At 38.3% G+C, this 15,225-nt stretch carries 16 protein-coding genes and 1 pseudogene; 15 read left to right on the top strand and 2 right to left on the bottom strand.

The genetic code is table 11. The features are described from left to right. Nucleotides 1-3: 3 nt before the first annotated feature. The 13 genes from VXS03_RS00085 to VXS03_RS00025 all read left to right on the top strand — a co-directional run bounded on the left by VXS03_RS00085 (nucleotide 4) and on the right by VXS03_RS00025 (nucleotide 10,723). Nucleotides 4-807, top strand: a complete 804-nt coding sequence (locus tag VXS03_RS00085; RefSeq protein WP_327761288.1) for a hypothetical protein — start codon at nucleotides 4-6, stop codon at nucleotides 805-807. Between the two features lie 14 nt (nucleotides 808-821). Continuing rightward, nucleotides 822-1,142, top strand: a complete 321-nt coding sequence (locus VXS03_RS00080; protein ID WP_327761287.1) for a tail fiber assembly protein — start codon at nucleotides 822-824, stop codon at nucleotides 1,140-1,142. A 58-nt stretch (nucleotides 1,143-1,200) separates the two neighbouring features. Then, nucleotides 1,201-1,395 (top strand): hypothetical protein, encoded by a 195-nt coding sequence (locus VXS03_RS00075; RefSeq protein WP_327761286.1) that lies wholly within the window; start codon nucleotides 1,201-1,203, stop codon nucleotides 1,393-1,395. Next, nucleotides 1,395-2,570, top strand: coding sequence for a phage tail protein (locus tag VXS03_RS00070; RefSeq protein ID WP_327761285.1), 1,176 nt, complete (start codon nucleotides 1,395-1,397; stop codon nucleotides 2,568-2,570). Before VXS03_RS00075 ends, VXS03_RS00070 begins: the two co-directional genes overlap by 1 nt. Then, entirely contained in the window at nucleotides 2,563-3,057 is a 495-nt protein-coding gene (locus VXS03_RS00065) for a phage major tail tube protein (protein WP_327761283.1), read from the top strand. The genes VXS03_RS00070 and VXS03_RS00065 overlap by 8 nt, the downstream gene beginning before the upstream one ends. 92 nt (nucleotides 3,058-3,149) lie before the next feature. Beyond that, nucleotides 3,150-3,719 carry a hypothetical protein gene (locus tag VXS03_RS00060; protein ID WP_060999070.1) on the top strand — a complete coding sequence of 190 codons (570 nt, stop codon included), beginning with the start codon at nucleotides 3,150-3,152 and terminating at the stop codon, nucleotides 3,717-3,719. A gap of 112 nt (nucleotides 3,720-3,831) precedes the next feature. Next, on the top strand, nucleotides 3,832-6,594 hold the full coding sequence (locus VXS03_RS00055) for a phage tail tape measure protein (RefSeq protein WP_327761282.1): 2,763 nt from the start codon (nucleotides 3,832-3,834) through the stop codon (nucleotides 6,592-6,594). A gap of 8 nt (nucleotides 6,595-6,602) precedes the next feature. Further along, a complete protein-coding gene (locus VXS03_RS00050) occupies nucleotides 6,603-6,971 on the top strand; it encodes a phage tail protein (RefSeq protein WP_087819789.1) in 369 nt (122 codons plus the stop codon). Further along, nucleotides 6,968-7,171, top strand: a complete 204-nt coding sequence (locus VXS03_RS00045; RefSeq protein WP_060999062.1) for a hypothetical protein — start codon at nucleotides 6,968-6,970, stop codon at nucleotides 7,169-7,171. The genes VXS03_RS00050 and VXS03_RS00045 overlap by 4 nt, the downstream gene beginning before the upstream one ends. A 3-nt stretch (nucleotides 7,172-7,174) precedes the next feature. Beyond that, nucleotides 7,175-8,149: a hypothetical protein gene (locus tag VXS03_RS00040; RefSeq protein ID WP_327761280.1), complete on the top strand. Its 975-nt coding sequence runs from the start codon at nucleotides 7,175-7,177 to the stop codon at nucleotides 8,147-8,149. Beyond that, nucleotides 8,149-9,453, top strand: coding sequence for a site-specific integrase (locus tag VXS03_RS00035; protein WP_327761279.1), 1,305 nt, complete (start codon nucleotides 8,149-8,151; stop codon nucleotides 9,451-9,453). Before VXS03_RS00040 ends, VXS03_RS00035 begins: the two co-directional genes overlap by 1 nt. Nucleotides 9,454-9,493: 40 nt before the next feature. Then, a complete protein-coding gene (locus tag VXS03_RS00030; RefSeq protein ID WP_327761278.1) occupies nucleotides 9,494-9,778 on the top strand; it encodes a MarR family winged helix-turn-helix transcriptional regulator in 285 nt (94 codons plus the stop codon). Nucleotides 9,779-9,844: 66 nt separating this feature from the next. Beyond that, a complete protein-coding gene (locus VXS03_RS00025; RefSeq protein ID WP_327761277.1) occupies nucleotides 9,845-10,723 on the top strand; it encodes a hypothetical protein in 879 nt (292 codons plus the stop codon). A gap of 149 nt (nucleotides 10,724-10,872) precedes the next feature. On the opposite strand, the gene VXS03_RS00020 is transcribed toward VXS03_RS00025, so the two are convergent. Next, nucleotides 10,873-11,679 carry an HNH endonuclease gene (locus VXS03_RS00020; RefSeq protein WP_327761276.1) on the bottom strand — a complete coding sequence of 269 codons (807 nt, stop codon included), beginning with the start codon at nucleotides 11,677-11,679 and terminating at the stop codon, nucleotides 10,873-10,875. A gap of 22 nt (nucleotides 11,680-11,701) precedes the next feature. Next, nucleotides 11,702-12,604, bottom strand: coding sequence for a hypothetical protein (locus tag VXS03_RS00015; protein ID WP_327761275.1), 903 nt, complete (start codon nucleotides 12,602-12,604; stop codon nucleotides 11,702-11,704). A 360-nt stretch (nucleotides 12,605-12,964) separates the two neighbouring features. Here VXS03_RS00015 and VXS03_RS00010 point away from each other — a divergent pair. Then, nucleotides 12,965-13,087, top strand: a pseudogene (locus tag VXS03_RS00010) (DUF188 domain-containing protein); the annotation flags it as partial. Between the two features lie 772 nt (nucleotides 13,088-13,859). Continuing rightward, nucleotides 13,860-15,047, top strand: a complete 1,188-nt coding sequence (locus tag VXS03_RS00005; protein ID WP_327761273.1) for a DUF3800 domain-containing protein — start codon at nucleotides 13,860-13,862, stop codon at nucleotides 15,045-15,047. Nucleotides 15,048-15,225: the final 178 nt, after the last annotated feature.

Below are 15,225 nucleotides of genomic sequence, written 5' to 3'. Positions count from 1 at the left end.
TCAATGAGTTTAGAACAACAAATAGGGGCATTAGTTAAAGCCTCAGAAAACCTAACGGGTGCTGTGAATGGCAAAATTGGGGAGATTGATAAGAAGGTTGATGCTGCAGTTAAAGCTATTCCTGAATTACATAAAACATATTATATCGATAGTGTTGCAGGTAATGACAATGCATTAGGGACACAATCCTTACCGATCAAGACAATATATGAAGCAGTTATTCGTACACCTATAAATGGCTCTGTAAGTATTTTTTTGAAGAAAAATCAGGATCATTTTATGTCGGGAACAGTTCCTCGGTTTACTAATGCAACAAATAAAAAAATACAATTAGCAGCATACAGTGCAGGTTCTAAACCTGTAATTAAAATGTTAACAACAGATGAGCCAACAGGGAGTATTCTTAATGGTTTTATAGTATCGACTTTTAGCAGTATTACCGTTATTGAATGTGTGATTGATACAATGTCATTACCATTAGATCAAGCAAAGCCGTGGCCAGAATATGGTGGTTTTGTTTCTAGAGACGGATCGTTAGGTGAAGTTGGTAATGCGTTAATTTCATTATCTCATAGTGAAATTAAAATTAGAGATCATCAGTTTTCATCTCATTATGCTCGTGTTGATTATAATTTTAGAGCAGTCATTATTCATCATGTTGGCCGTCAAGTTAAATTAAACTCAGGAGGAGATACGTTTTATTGCACTTTTAATGGTGTTTCATTATCTGATACATCTAAAACATTAAAAGATTGTTTATCTGGTGCAACTGCGGCAAATACATTAACGAATATTTCATTAGCATAATGGGTGATTATATTATGGATTCAATATTGATTAATGGTCAGCGTATTTATGGTCTTAATTTAAATGATAAAGATTATAATGGTGATCAGATTTATTCGTTTTTTGGTATAACAAAAGAACAAGCCGATATATTAAAAAAACAAAATCAGTGGTTAGAAACTCGAAGAACGCGGGATCAACTAATGATAAAAACAGATTGGACTCAGGCGAACGATGCGCCATTAACATCCGAAAAGAAAGCTGAATTTACTGCTTATCGCCAAGTATTACGCGACATTCCCCAAACTTACGATAATCCTGATAACATTGTATGGCCAACGAAGCCAACCCTTTAGAAACCGCTCTTAGTCAGCGGTTTTTTTGTATCTAAAATCTGAATCATAAAGGAATAACATGGCAACCTTGAATCAAACAGGGCTGCAAGATCATCCGATCTTGCAGCCTTTTCGTTTAAATGGGCGTTGGTATTCACCTGCAGATAACACCATTGCGTTACATCCAACCCAAACCGCCTTTTTGCTGATGAATGGCAAGATTGGTAAACCAGTACAACTTCCAATCCCACAAAAAGCCAAAGGACAGCAATAATGAGTTCATTAGCACCCATTCAAGATTTTGAATTAAACGGGGTTGAGGTTCGTACCATTGAACCGCAACCAAGTATGGGGCCATTAGCGCAACAAGTGGTGCACTTGATTGGTACGGCGCCCGATAAACGCGGCACTATTGCTTATAACGAGTCAACACGGTTATGGAATTATGCTGATGCAATGATGGCATTAGATTCAACCGGTAATCGTCAAGGTTCATTACCTACAGTGGTGCGTTACTTGTTTGAGTACGTGAAATGCACGCTCTATGTCACGGTGGTTGAAGTTGGTGCAACTACTGCAGCCACAGAAGCCAATGTGATTGGTGGTGTAGATTCGGCTACAGGTGCCATTCGTGGTTTGGAAACCGTTAAGGCTTGCCCTGAAACACCCACTATTATTGCCGCCCCTGGTTTTCATTCAAAAGCAGTAGGACAAAAGTTGGCGTTAATTGGGCGTGATGTGCGTTGTCGTCCGGTGCTTGATGGTCCAAACACCAATGATATGGCTGCCGCTGAGTTTGCGGCAGGGTTTGGCGCGGAAGGAACGGGCGAAGATAAGCTGTGCATTATCGATCCTTGGTTTATGAAAACTTACGATGGTGTGCAGGTATTAATGCCAGCATCCATCGCTTTAGTTGCGGCAATGGCTTCGGTATCCGGTTGGGAAAGTCCACAAAATCGCTCTGTGGTGTGTGATGAAACCGCCCGTAATATTGCCTATAAAATAAATGACAAAACTACGCAAGCGAACTTTCTGAATAAACATGGTGTGGTGACGATAGCGCATACACGCATGGGCGGTTATTCAATTATTGGTAACCGTACTAATACCGGACGTTTTATCTCTCATGTTGGCTTAGAAGACTTGATGGCACGTAAGTTAGAAGAAACCAGCCAACCATTATTGGGTAAACAACTGACTGAAGAGTTCATGCAGCAAGTTGTTGATCGTTTAACCAATTGGGGGCAGGACTTAGTGGCGCAGACCGTGATTCCGGTGTTTAAAGCCTTTCTTCATCCCACCAAGAATAATATTGAAAATTACACGGCGGGTCGATGGTTCCTATGCGTGAACTATGGCCGCTATTCACCAAATGAACACATGGTGTATGAAATGAGTGTTGATAACGGGTTAATTGCAGCATGGCTTGATGAGGTGGTAAATGGCTGATCGTATTCGTATGCGCATTACGGCACAGGTTGAATCTGTGCCATTGATGAATGAAATCGTGGACTTTACGCCACCGGAAGTGAAAGCCAAGTTAGCCAATAACGAAGGGGCATTTGTTGCTTCTGAAGATACTGTTGGCTTAGAAAAGCTCAGTTGGTCATTAAAAGTGAAAGGTGAGCATGGGGTGTTATCGCGTTCTTTGGGTAAGTACACCATGGGTAATGCCCAGATTAACGTGGTTGAAAAAGGCAAAAGTACCGATGGTGTTCCTTATGTGGAAACCTATTCGATGTATGGACCGATTACGGCCATTAAGAAAGAAGCGGTGAAGATGGGCGAGAAGCCAACCATTACTATTGAAGGTACCTGTAAAGCGTATACCCAACATGATACGGGCATTGTGGTTCATGACATCAATGTGAATACCGGTAAAACGATTGTTGGTGGTGTCGATTTGATGGGATTAGCCGGCATCATTTCAATCTAATTTTATCTTGAATAACGAATAACGAATAACGAATAACGAATAACGAATAGCGCCTACGGGCGCTTTTTTTTGATGAATTTTTTGGAAAAACAATGAATAAACAAATCACACTTCCGTTTTTTACCCGTTCAGGTAGCCATAAATTAACGATTAATACCATTACCTTAGGCGCGTTTCGTAAGCTGCCTTTTGTGATGAAGGATGATCTGTCTGCAGCGGAACAATTTAAGCAGTTTAAGGCGATGATTTTAGCCTGTACGGACTTAACACCAACTGAGTTTGAAGAGCTGTCGGTGCCTGATTTCACCCAATTACATCAAGATATTCGTGCTTTTATCTTAACGCCATCCGATGAAATGAATGATCACGCATTAACGGGTAAAGACTTTGAATTTGATTTGGCGTTTCCGTTTACCAATGAACTAGAAGAAACCATTAGCCACATTAAATTTGCGGTTCCTAAGGTGAAACACTCTGAAGCATTGGCAGATATTGATGATCATTACGAACGTGAAGAATTTATGTTTCGTGTGGTATGTCATTTAGACAAACAAGATATGGACGCCATGGCATTGAATGATTACTTAGCCATTAAACCGCAGGTGGGCGCTTTTTTTCAACTTGCGGGGGATTACTTTCGCCCCGTGACGTCGAAGCTCTGATTGATTTGATCCCAATGCACCGTAATACCACTGAAAGTGAACTCAGAGAATGGTCACAAGACCAGGCATTACGGCGTTATGAATTGATCTTATCTAAGCTCGGAGTCAAACAATGACCGAAAAGATTAGTTTTGTCTTAGATGCGTCAGTCAAAGGCGTTAAAGACATTGTTTCAACCACTACCGCGACAGAACGATTAACTGCAGCATTGGCAGAACAACGGGGTGAGGTTCAGTCATTAAATGGTCAGCTAAAGGGTATTAAAGGCTTTGAAGCGGCAGAGCTTAGAGCTGAAAAGCTGTCTGCTCAATTAGCTGAAACCAAAAGTACCATGACGTCTCTTAGTGCTGCCATCGCTGAGAGTAAGCAGAAAACCACCCAATTGCGGGGTGAATACAATTTAACTCAGAACGAAATTCGTGGGTTAAATAAAGAAATGCAACAAGCCTCAAAGGAAGGGGCACAGGTCTTACAAGTTAAGCTAAAAGAGGCTCAACTTCGACTTGAATCGCTTAATACTGAAATTTATCAGAATAAAGCTCAAACAGATGATCTCTCTGTCGCTTATAAACGTGCCAGCGGAAAAGTGGGTAAGTTAACTGATAGGCAAGAGAAACAACATAACACCTTGAATAAGTTAAAAAGTTCACTGCAAGCGGCGGGTGTCAGTACCGATAAGCTTGGTGATGAACAAAGTCGCTTAAAACAACAAGCGGATAAAGCCACCTTAGCCCTTGAAAAGCAGAATACGCGATTAAAAGAGATGCAATCAATTCAAGGTCGGATTGATAGTCGTAAAGCGAAGTTAGGTGAAATTGGCAGTGAAGCAACAGGATTGGCGGTAGCTGCAGCACCCATTGTTGGATCGATTTGGACTGCGATTAAAAATGAAACCTCATTTGCTGATGTAAAAAAAGTCGTCAACATGAGTGATGAGCAGTCCACTGAATTGAAATCGTGGGCGCTGAAAACCTCAACCACCACACCCATGAGTGCCGATAATATCAATGCGATGTTAGCTGCAGGTGGTCAAAGCGGCATTAAAGACATCAATGAGCTGAAAAGCTTTGTACTTGATTCTTCTAAGATGGGTGTTGCCTTTGATATGGATGCGGGTCAAGCCGGTGAAACCTTATCAATCTTTAAGGCGGTATTAGGTGTTGATCAACAAGGGGCAATGAATGTTGCTGGTCTTGCTAACTACCTTTCAAACAACTCGAATGCCAAAGCGAAAGATATTGCAGGTGTGATGGCGCGTGAAGGGGCATCAGCCAAAACAGGTGGTTTTAAAGTCAATGAGTCCACGGCATTATCAGCTTCATTATTGTCATTAGGCATGGGTGAAGAGCGTGCAGCAACAGCCTTGAAGAATATCTCCGGTCGATTGACGTTAGGTGATGCCGCAAGTGGTACTCAACAAAAGGCGATGGCCTCAATTGGTTTAGATGCTGGTGATATTGCCGCAAGAATGCAAGATGATGCATCAGGTACCTTGATTGAAGTGCTTAATGCCGTTAATCAGGCACCAAAAGAAGATAAAAGCGCCATATTAAGTCAGATATTTGGCGAAGAGGCCAAAGGTGCAGTGGCATCACTATCGGGCAATATGGCGAATTTCACCAAGCTGTTAACGCTTTCAAAAGAAGATTCTACCGTTCATCTTGATTCTCTTGACCAAGAATACAATGCCAGAATCAGTACCACTGGTAGTGGCATTGATATGTTCGTGAATAAGTTAAATCGACTCAGTGTGGTATTTGGTAGTGCATTATTACCAGCCCTTAATTGGGTACTTGAGCCGTTAGGTAAAGGTGTTGATTTACTGGCTAATTTTGCTGAAGCGAATACCGGTGTTACTCAAGCAGTGGGTCTTGGTGTTGCAGCATTTATTGGTTTGAAAGGGGTGTTATTAGCGGGTAAAGCGTTATCGCTCGTCTTTGGTAACTCGATGGATAAAACCCGTTTATTTACGAAAGGTTTAAATCGTGAAACCCAAGACGGTGGACGGATTGCGGCACTCGCTGCCAAACGTTGGCGAAGCTTAAATGCGGCAGTTTCATCTAGTCAAGGGCCAGAAAGTAAAGGCAGTAGCAGTGTCGGTAAAGACGCACGTTCCCGTAAAAAGCGTAAAGGTCGTCGCCGTGTTCGTGGTCGTCGTAAAGGACTTGGTGGGTTGCTTCGTTCTGTTATGGAAAGTCGAATGGTTCAAAAGGTGGGCTCTGGCGCTCAGTCTTTAATGAGCCATGTTACTCCTAAAGGTACGGCAATGGCATTAGCCGGCTCAGGTTTGGCCTTAATGCCAATGGGCGCGATGGCATCTGATGCAATGGATGTGATTGGCGTTGGTAGTGATATTGCAGAAACCGTAGGCAAAACAGGGCTGACCAAGGTATTGAAACCGCTAGGAATGATGATGAATGCTTCTTCTGTTGCTGAAGGTGTCATTAATGGTGATATGGAACAAACTGGCGGTGCATTGGGGGATATTGGTGGCTCTATGGGCGGTGGTGCGTTAGGTGCTGCCATTGGTACTTTTATTTTACCTGGTATCGGTACTGCGATTGGTGGTTTGTTGGGCTCTATTGCTGGTGGCATGGGTGGTGAAATGCTCGGCGGCTGGTTTGGTAAGAAACTCGATTCACCTGAAGAAACCGCTAAAAAGGTCGATGAAGTTCAAAGCAAAGAGGCGATGGCCAAGCAAAGCCCACCCATCTCATTTTCACCTACCTTTCAAATAACAGCTGCAGCGGGTCAAGATGAAAAGCTGATAGCGCAAGAAATTACCCGTCAAATGAACCAACAATTATCGTCATTAATGGGCGAGAACACCTTATCAACCCAATTTAGTTATGCCGCTATTGATAGAGATAGCTAAGGATCGTTATGCACCATTTAGTGATTGGTGAGTTCGTTTTTTCTGTGGGTGACAAAACACCGATTATGAAGTTTGAACGAACTTCACCAGGCGCGTATTCAGAAGTTAGTTTGATCTATGACGCCCGCTCTGAAATGACGGGCAGACCGCTTGAAACCCTTGATATAACCGCCAAATGGTTACAATACGGGGCGCAGGAGTCAGTTGAAAAGCTTCGAACGTTGATTGAATTACCACAACAAGTCAGTGATGGCCAAGGTATTAACTTAGGTAAATGGACTATCCAACAACTGAAAGAAGGTAAGTCGGCATTGATTCATAACGGTCAAGCCATGGTTACGGATGTCATGCTGCAATTGAAGGAGTACCGCGAATGAAGGTAAGCGCCAAAGCCGGTGAGTTGATCACCGATTTACTCTATAAGCACACAGGCCAAGATAATGACCAATTAGAACAAGCCTTCTATCAATTAAATCCTCACGTTCGGCGTGAGGTTTTTTTTGTCGATACTGAAGTGGTGTTACCTCAAGTCAAGCAGGTACCTAAAACGCAACGTGTTATTAAATCATGGGATTAAAGAATGTTTCATCTAATAGGCAATAATGCTGATTTGATCTTGGACCGTTTAAAGTCATGGCGGTTGAATGATGGCAATGGAACCGAAGGCGATAACGTCACTTTGGTGGTGAGCTCTGATGATGTTGATGGACTGCCACCCAAAGGTGAACGTTATTCGGTGCGATTGGGGGATGTTGTACGGGATAGTTTTCAGATATCAAAACGGTCAGTGAGTTTATACCCACGAGAGATCACGTTAGTTCTCACCGTTGCGCCTTTTTCTATCAAGGATGAAAGTGGTTATCGTGAACGTAAGTCGTGCAGTTGGGATAAAACAACAGTAGGACAAATCGTGTATGACTGTCTTACCCCTCATGGCTTTGATGTTTTTGTTCATCCGCGATTACAAAAAATTGAAATCGAGCATATAGATCGTTCTGATGAAAGTACGCCGGCATTTATGAACCGCTTGGCTAAGTCTTATGATGCAATAGCGAAACCTGTTGAAGGGCGGTTTATCTTTGTGCCAATGGGTGAACAACGTAGTGCTTCAGGTAAGCACATTGAAAGCGTTACGCTGTCACTGCCTGTGGTTAATCATCCGGGTAATAGTGACTTTGTTAATGTGTCTGCAGAATTAGATGGTCGACAAGATTTTAATGGTGTTAAGGCTTTTTATAGTTCAACGGCAGATGGAAGCCGGCAACAGGTCAAAGTGGGGAGTAAACCGTTTAAGTCATTAGGCAAAGATAAGAACACCAAGAAGGAAGCAGAACAAGCGTGTGCTGCAGAGCTTCGGAAAATGCAACGGCAAGGGCGGAAAATCAGCATTGAAGCACCGCCTAATCCCACCATTTTTGCTGAAGGGTTAGTGGTACTTGATGACACTTTCCCTCGCGCCTTTAAAGGTCAATGTTCTGTTGATCAAGTGTCGTTCTCTGGCCAAGGATTACAACCCAATCGAATGAGTATTCAAGCTACGTTAATAGGTGAGTAATGATCACAAACAGTAAAATTCGCTTTAATCAACATGCCTTCTTTTCTGCAACCCTCCCCGTAAAAATCTCTGATGCTCAAATCAAACGTCATATTAATGATCAACGTGTTCGTCAGTTAAAAGATGTTCGATGCCCACTTTACTTACGGTTTAACGCATCTCGAACTGGTGGAACGTGGTGGTTTTATCGTTATGAAGCTGGCAAACAATACCCATATCGGATTGCGAAATATCCTGGTACTCAGGCCAAAGACATCATGGATGTGGTGAGTGCGGTATCAGTCCAAATAGCCAAAGGAAAAGCCATCGAATGTAATCGCTTTGAAACCGTAGATCAGTTGGTTGATTGGCATGTTCAGCGGCAATGTACCTTAAAACGTTCTACGAAAGAGCGATTGAATAACCTAAAAAGTATGGCAGAAACTCATGTGATGAGCTTATTCCATGGTGTTGCTATCACGGATATGGACCATCAAAAGATAGACAGTGCCTTGATTCAGCCTATGTTTGAGCAAGGCTATTCAGTGAGTTATGTGAGGGCGAACTTCTTCTTATTGAAAACGGCTTTCTCTATCGCTCGACGATTGAAACACATCACCGCCAATCCGCTATCAGAAGTGCAATTTAAGACGTTTTTCCCTGAGACGTTCTCTGTTACAGAAGCTCAAATCAAAGGCTGCCGCGTGAATACTGAAGACCTGATTGATATCTTGCCAGCGATTGGCCAACAGCAACCACCACAACGATTACTTCTAATGATGATGTTAGCCCATGGTTCACGTATTGGTGAAACTAGAAAGGCTTTATGGAAGAACATCAGCTTTATTGAAAAGCGGTGGCTAATTCCTAAAGAAGATGCCAAAAACGGAGTAGCAATGAGTTATCCACTTACCAGTGAGATGATTGAACTATTACGTTCATATCAAGCATGGCAACGTGAGCTAGGCTATAGCAGTGATCACTTGTTCCCGTTATCTCGTTGGAATAATCAACCAATACACAGTGCTAAAGCCAGTGAATGGGTGCGGGGAGTATCAAAGAAAGCATGGAGTGCACATGATCTTAGGAAGCGAGCACGATCAATATGGGCTGAATTGGGTGTTGATTATATTGTCTGTGAATCTTTGCTCAATCATGCGAGGGATAAGCTAGATCAAGCCTATATCCATACACATATGGAATTACAGAAGAAAGAAGCGTTAGAAACGTACCATAAATGGCTTAAAGAAGGATGGTGTACCTGTCTAGCACCTGTCTCGATTCAAAATCCCATCATCGATAAACCCTTATCCAGACTGGCTTGAAGCCACTTTTCATTATAAACCTCAGCGGATGATAATAAGAATGCAGATTTGTACAAAAAACGAACAAATCAACGCTAATTTGATGGGAGCTGCACGAGCAGTTCCTCACCAAGTTGGTCTAATCAAATTGAGTAAAACCCAGTTGAAAGTTCTGCAGTCGATTATGCCTGGTGAAAAGGTAACAGCAGAGCAGATTGCCGAGCGTTGTAATTTGTCGAGTTCGTGGGCCAGTACTTTGTTGAAGACAGTTTGGGAAAGAGGGTATTTGGTGAGAACCGTCTTTGTGAGAGAATGCGGTGGCGTATTTTTTTTATATAAAAGTTAAATAATGAATGAATTAAGAATATTACTTTAGTAGCATATTAGCACTTACTGCTAATAAGAAGGTTATATGAAAAAGTTTTTATTAATTTTAGTTTTTATTTTAATCACTATTGCTCCAGTTTTATCTTATTTATCTTTATTTCAAGTGTTTAGCTTTTTACTCCCACATATTGACATTATAAAGACGATCGCACGTTATCAGGTTGGGGGCTTATTTGTTATTATGCTGTTTGTGTGGGTGTATGGTTTTTCTCAGTATAAAATACTAGAATACGGAATGCATATAATCGCAGGATTTATATCTATTGTTTTTGCATTAATTGCTATGGTTGGAATTTGTTTTGATATGTACTCAATGCTGTGTTTTATTTTATTATGTTTATCTTGCTTATTGAGTATTTATTGTGTAAGTGTTCCTGTGTTAGCAGTATTTCAAAAGAAAATGAGAGGGCCATGGGAATATATTATAGTGACTATTATTTTCGGTAGTAGTTTGACTTTTATTATTAATGGATATGCCTCTGTACTTGTTAATGAAACTTTTGGAATTAATGCTAAATATCTTCCATTTTCAACTATATTGTCAATGTTCATTGTATTATCCCCATTTTTTGTGATTATTTCTTTTGTTGTTCTCTTTTTTATAATTGTTTTTAATGAAAAAACAGACCTATTCAAAAATAAAGATGGTGATAATAAGTTTTATTTAATAAATGCTCTTGTTGGAGTATATGTTTTATTTATCGTAAGTTTAGGGGTAGGTACTCATATATCTAAAAACTTTGAGAGAGTTGCAAGCACATTTGATTTTGACTCTCACTATTATTGCGTTTTTTCTGAAAAAGTAGATGGTGTGATTTTTTTAGACTCGCAGTATTCTAAGGTTTTAACATATAAAGAAGGCAGGAAGCCTCTTTATAAGGTGATGACTTGTAATATTAAATAAGCTAGGTTCTTCTGGGCGTATAAAAACCTCAAACGAGTCCGACTCTCGGGAAATAAAAATTTTTGGGCTCTCTTAGCCACCACCACCGAGGTTGGTGATTTAGACCATTTTCGGTGGTGAAGGGCAGAGCGTGATGCGTAACGTTTATTTTATTTATTATAAATTGTATATATTTCTTTTAGCTCTTCTATTGAAAGTGCTGGTTGTTTACGATGGAGCATTGCATGACAGTTAGGACAAACTGGCCTTAAATCTTTCACTGGATCTATCTCATATTCTTCATTTATTTCAGAAAGGGGTTTTAAATGATGTACATGAATGTAATTTTTTCCTAGTTGGCCATAAGTTTTCTCAAAATGAAAATTACATACACCACAATTATATTTCCAGTGTTCAATGCACAACCTTCTTGCTTTTGTATTTCTTTCATAAGCGTTAACCGTTATAACTTTTTTTCCTCCTTCTTTTAATTTTGATGATTCTGCTTCATCTGGACCACTAAAGTCCTGCTCATTTCTTTCAATACGTGAATTCCAAAAATCAAATAGACCGTCAGCAATGTTAGCTGGAATTGTTTTACCGGAACCTTGCGAGTCCCAAATGTTACTAATAAATTCGGGGGTATTTAATTCATCTCGTGAAATTGGAGTTTTGAATTGATTGTTTGATAAATAATCAAATTTCACGTCTACGTATAAAGATTCTTTACCTTCTTTACGTTTTTCTTCTTGATAATGTGGTGCGTAATATGGAACAGCGGTAACTACCCCTGAACCAATAACACCTTTATTTCCTTTTCCCTGTTTTAATAAAAAAATATTATCGCCAACAAGGATTTTTTTTGTTGTACCACAGCTCCATTTCAATATTTTACCTTGTGTATATTTTTGATAATAGATCTCAAATTGTTCCTTAGGCCATACACGAGGATTCCATGTTAAAAGATATGTGCTCATATTAATCCTTGAGGTAATAAGATTAGTTATCAAATAGTACTGCTTCTTTTTTGGAACTAGACTTCAAATGGTCATCGATTTTAGATATGTTCATTTTTCTGAATGAGATGTATTTGGTAAAACTAGTAGAAATTATAGCTTTGCCTGCAGAAGAATAGCCAAGATGACCAACAATAATAAAATCAGAACCATCAAGCTCAGAAACATCTTTAAGTCTAAAGTTCTTTATTAATTCTTGAGATAGTTCAGGGTTTAGACGAATGCTCGGCTCTGTTCGATAATCACCATAATTTAGCCAAAGAACACCTTTTTTATCTATATTTAGGTTATTAATTGGTCCCCAGAAAATATATTCTTGTCTCATATGGTCTTTTGATACATGTTTAATGTTTACAATATTGTCTTTTAATTTTCCGTCTATAATTGTACGGCCACCATTCGAAACGATTTTAATTTCTAGACCATTTTCACCATAATTTGGGTTGCGGATAAGATTAGTTAGAATTCCTCTTAGTGATTTATTTAAAGGATATCCGCTAGAGTTGCCAAGTGGATTTTTTATTGCTGGTGATGGGCGAGTTGATTCTTCATCACCATGTTTGTCATTATCCTGTGAGACATAAATATTAGATGTCGCTGATTTATCTAAATTTACATATAAGCTAGAGCCTGGGCTATTTGGGTCATCAATGTTTTCATCTGTTGCTTCTGATTTTAAATCTACAGTAGAAGCATTACATCCATCTAAATGCCTTGCACCAAAACAAGCCATACGACTCATTTTTTCTGTTTCAAACCCTTTTATAAACCAAGCTTTTTGGGAGCATTCGATACAGTCTATTAGCCCTCGATATTTATCTGGGTTTTGTGCGTAGTCTTCAGTACTACATTCTGAGCCATTATCTCTAAATTTAGCTTTAATCATAATATACTCAATAGCTTATATGTAATATACAGCTAGGATATTCTTAGTATTTATTTACTCAATATGTTTTGGTGTGATGTGTGATAAGAACAGCATTGTTAGTGCTAAATGTTTTAAAAAGCAGTACTTAGGTCTGCAGAGAAGGTGATAGAACATGCTAAATGGTTATAAGTGACATATTAGAGTCAATTCAACAAGCAGTATTTTATGAATAGTAATTCATTATCTACGTAATCATTCATAATTAAATTGCTGCTAATACTCTAACTGTGCTATCAATAAATTCAATGCCTTATAGATTACAAGGAGTTAGCAAAAACAACGATAACTGTATATATATACAGGTGTTTATTTTATATTATGGAAACCATGCGGAGTAGTGGAATTCAGACAGGTGGACCGTCTGCATTAACACAAGCTGACCGCCAAAACTTCGCTAATAAACTTGATGCTTTATTAGCTAAAAATCATAAGATACAATAAGTTATAGCTATGGAGGTGAACTAGGTTTTACCTCCTTTTCTCCCTTCTGTAGTATTCACATTTCTTCTTATTTTCCTGCTAAATCCCAATTGCTAACGTTTTGCTAATATGAATTGCTAATATGAATTGCTAATATAAATGATTATTTTGTGTTTTTTCAGAAAATGAACGTGCATAATTATTTAAAATAAATGAATTTAATATGGTGGGGTTTAGCTATTTATTCTGACCGTAATAGTCGAAATTAATTATTTAAATAGGTAGGGTTTAATATGGAGCATTATGGTTTTTAGAAATGTGATTATATTGAGTAGGTTAATAGACTTGGTAGTTAGGGTACTACAGAATCGCTTGGTGATCACAATGATGTGAAATATGAATCTAACGAGTTTTTGACCCGTTATGGGTTAGACCTAATACTCATTCATATTTTATTAACGTGAGTTTGATTAATTTTATTTATTCCTCTTGTATGAAGTTGAAGTGATATAGTTAAACATTAGTTTTCTACGCAATTTATATTTAAGTTTCTGAAGTATAACTTGTAATCTATTACGATCAATTTTTATGGTTTTAAATGATTTGAGAAAAAATGTTTTAGAACATTAGATGTTAACTCATCGGGTGATTTATTCAAATGCTGAGTTGACTATAACCATTTATATTTACTTAGTGGGATTTTAGGAATAACATATTGTCTATAAAGGTAATATGAGTTTTTTGTATTATGGAGGAGTGGGTTTCAGTACGCTGAATCTTAATAAAAAGAATTATGCATAAAAAATATTATATTGATGAAAGTGGTAATACAGGTGATTTGTTAATAACAGAGGGAAATACGAATTTTAGCTCCCAAGAGTATTTTACATTAGCTTGCATAGGTTTAGAGACTTCAAAGTTAAGTGCCTTATTTGAATATATAGAAAAATTAAAGCAAAAATATAAAATTCAGTCAAAAGAATTAAAATTTTCTAAAATTAAGGGGTTGTTTGGCAAAAAAATCGGCTTCATGCTTGAACTAACAAAATACATAGAAGAAAGTGATTTTATTATCGAAATTGTGGATAAAAAATATATAGTTTCGACCAATATAGTAAATTGTCTTATAAATCCTCCGTATTTTCAACCTAAAATGGAACCAGAGCAAGCTAAATTGATGCATTTGGAACTTAGTCAATGGGTTTATGACTATGTACCAGAAGAGTTTTTTATCAAATTCACAAATGCATCTAGAGTAGCATCAGAAGAGTCTTTAAAAGGTTTATTTGATGATTTACTTAATATAGCTAAAATGGCTAAAGATCCATTAGCAAATACTATTTTTATGGGAATTGAGGAGTCTTTAGATGATTTTTATCAATTTAAACAAAAAAGTAATCTAGATAGAGAGGCGTACACCTATTTCTTTCCTTTACCTGATTTAAATAAAAGAGGAGAAGTATTAGCAATTTTACCATATATAGGCTCGTTCTCTAATATTCATGCAAGGTTAAATTATCTTGTTGACCAAGATTTATCAAATGTAGTTATAATTCATGATAACCAATCTCATTTTGATGATATTTTAAAGTATTATCATGAAAATGCTATAAATACCAAAGTTGATAATCCTTCTGCATTTAAATATACAAAATTTAATTTCACAAACCAATCGAATTTGGAGTTTAAAGATGATAAAGAAGCAATTGGGCTGCAAGTGGCAGATCTCTATGCTGGATTCATAAATAAGGCAGTCCCATATTTAATACGTGATGAGAATAGCTTGACTGAAAAAGAACAATCTATACTACTTCGAACGTTGGCAAGTCTTTATTTTAAAGCTGGAGTGAATTTTGTCTTGCCGAAAACACACAATGATAAACTGTTTGATATTTTAAATATGACTGTAAATGTGAACATTGGTATCGCAAGTCTAGGCTTCAGTATTGATGATTTTGATGAGCAGCTGCTAACACGTTAATTAAATTATCCTAGAACTTAAAAAAGTATTGAACATAAACAAGCCAACTTATATAGGTAAATATTGCGAATATCATGAAGGTTGGTATTGACAAAAGTCGAGTGTTATTGGTAGGTATTTCTAATACCTACCATATAAAAAGCCCTCACTTCAAATTAGGAGGGCTTTTTGCTATTGA

It is taken from the genome of Photobacterium sp. S4TG1 (assembly GCF_036040035.1).
In the GTDB taxonomy this organism is placed as follows: Bacteria; Pseudomonadota; Gammaproteobacteria; order Enterobacterales; family Vibrionaceae; genus Photobacterium.
The sequence above is the reverse complement of the archived record's forward strand: the minus strand, read 5'-3'. Positions and strand labels throughout refer to the sequence as shown.

Excerpts from the sequence above, each read along its gene's own strand:
- VXS03_RS00085 (WP_327761288.1), top strand. The coding sequence starts at position 4 with ATGAGTTTAGAACAACAAATAGGGGCATTAGTTAAAGCCTCAGAAAAC.
- VXS03_RS00080 (WP_327761287.1), top strand. The coding sequence starts at position 822 with ATGGATTCAATATTGATTAATGGTCAGCGTATTTATGGTCTTAATTTA.
- VXS03_RS00075 (WP_327761286.1), top strand. The coding sequence starts at position 1,201 with ATGGCAACCTTGAATCAAACAGGGCTGCAAGATCATCCGATCTTGCAG.
- VXS03_RS00070 (WP_327761285.1), top strand. The coding sequence starts at position 1,395 with ATGAGTTCATTAGCACCCATTCAAGATTTTGAATTAAACGGGGTTGAG.
- VXS03_RS00065 (WP_327761283.1), top strand. The coding sequence starts at position 2,563 with ATGGCTGATCGTATTCGTATGCGCATTACGGCACAGGTTGAATCTGTG.
- VXS03_RS00060 (WP_060999070.1), top strand. The coding sequence starts at position 3,150 with ATGAATAAACAAATCACACTTCCGTTTTTTACCCGTTCAGGTAGCCAT.
- VXS03_RS00055 (WP_327761282.1), top strand. The coding sequence starts at position 3,832 with ATGACCGAAAAGATTAGTTTTGTCTTAGATGCGTCAGTCAAAGGCGTT.
- VXS03_RS00050 (WP_087819789.1), top strand. The coding sequence starts at position 6,603 with ATGCACCATTTAGTGATTGGTGAGTTCGTTTTTTCTGTGGGTGACAAA.
- VXS03_RS00045 (WP_060999062.1), top strand. The coding sequence starts at position 6,968 with ATGAAGGTAAGCGCCAAAGCCGGTGAGTTGATCACCGATTTACTCTAT.
- VXS03_RS00040 (WP_327761280.1), top strand. The coding sequence starts at position 7,175 with ATGTTTCATCTAATAGGCAATAATGCTGATTTGATCTTGGACCGTTTA.
- VXS03_RS00035 (WP_327761279.1), top strand. The coding sequence starts at position 8,149 with ATGATCACAAACAGTAAAATTCGCTTTAATCAACATGCCTTCTTTTCT.
- VXS03_RS00030 (WP_327761278.1), top strand. The coding sequence starts at position 9,494 with ATGCAGATTTGTACAAAAAACGAACAAATCAACGCTAATTTGATGGGA.
- VXS03_RS00025 (WP_327761277.1), top strand. The coding sequence starts at position 9,845 with ATGAAAAAGTTTTTATTAATTTTAGTTTTTATTTTAATCACTATTGCT.
- VXS03_RS00020 (WP_327761276.1), bottom strand. The coding sequence starts at position 11,679 with ATGAGCACATATCTTTTAACATGGAATCCTCGTGTATGGCCTAAGGAA.
- VXS03_RS00015 (WP_327761275.1), bottom strand. The coding sequence starts at position 12,604 with ATGATTAAAGCTAAATTTAGAGATAATGGCTCAGAATGTAGTACTGAA.
- VXS03_RS00005 (WP_327761273.1), top strand. The coding sequence starts at position 13,860 with ATGCATAAAAAATATTATATTGATGAAAGTGGTAATACAGGTGATTTG.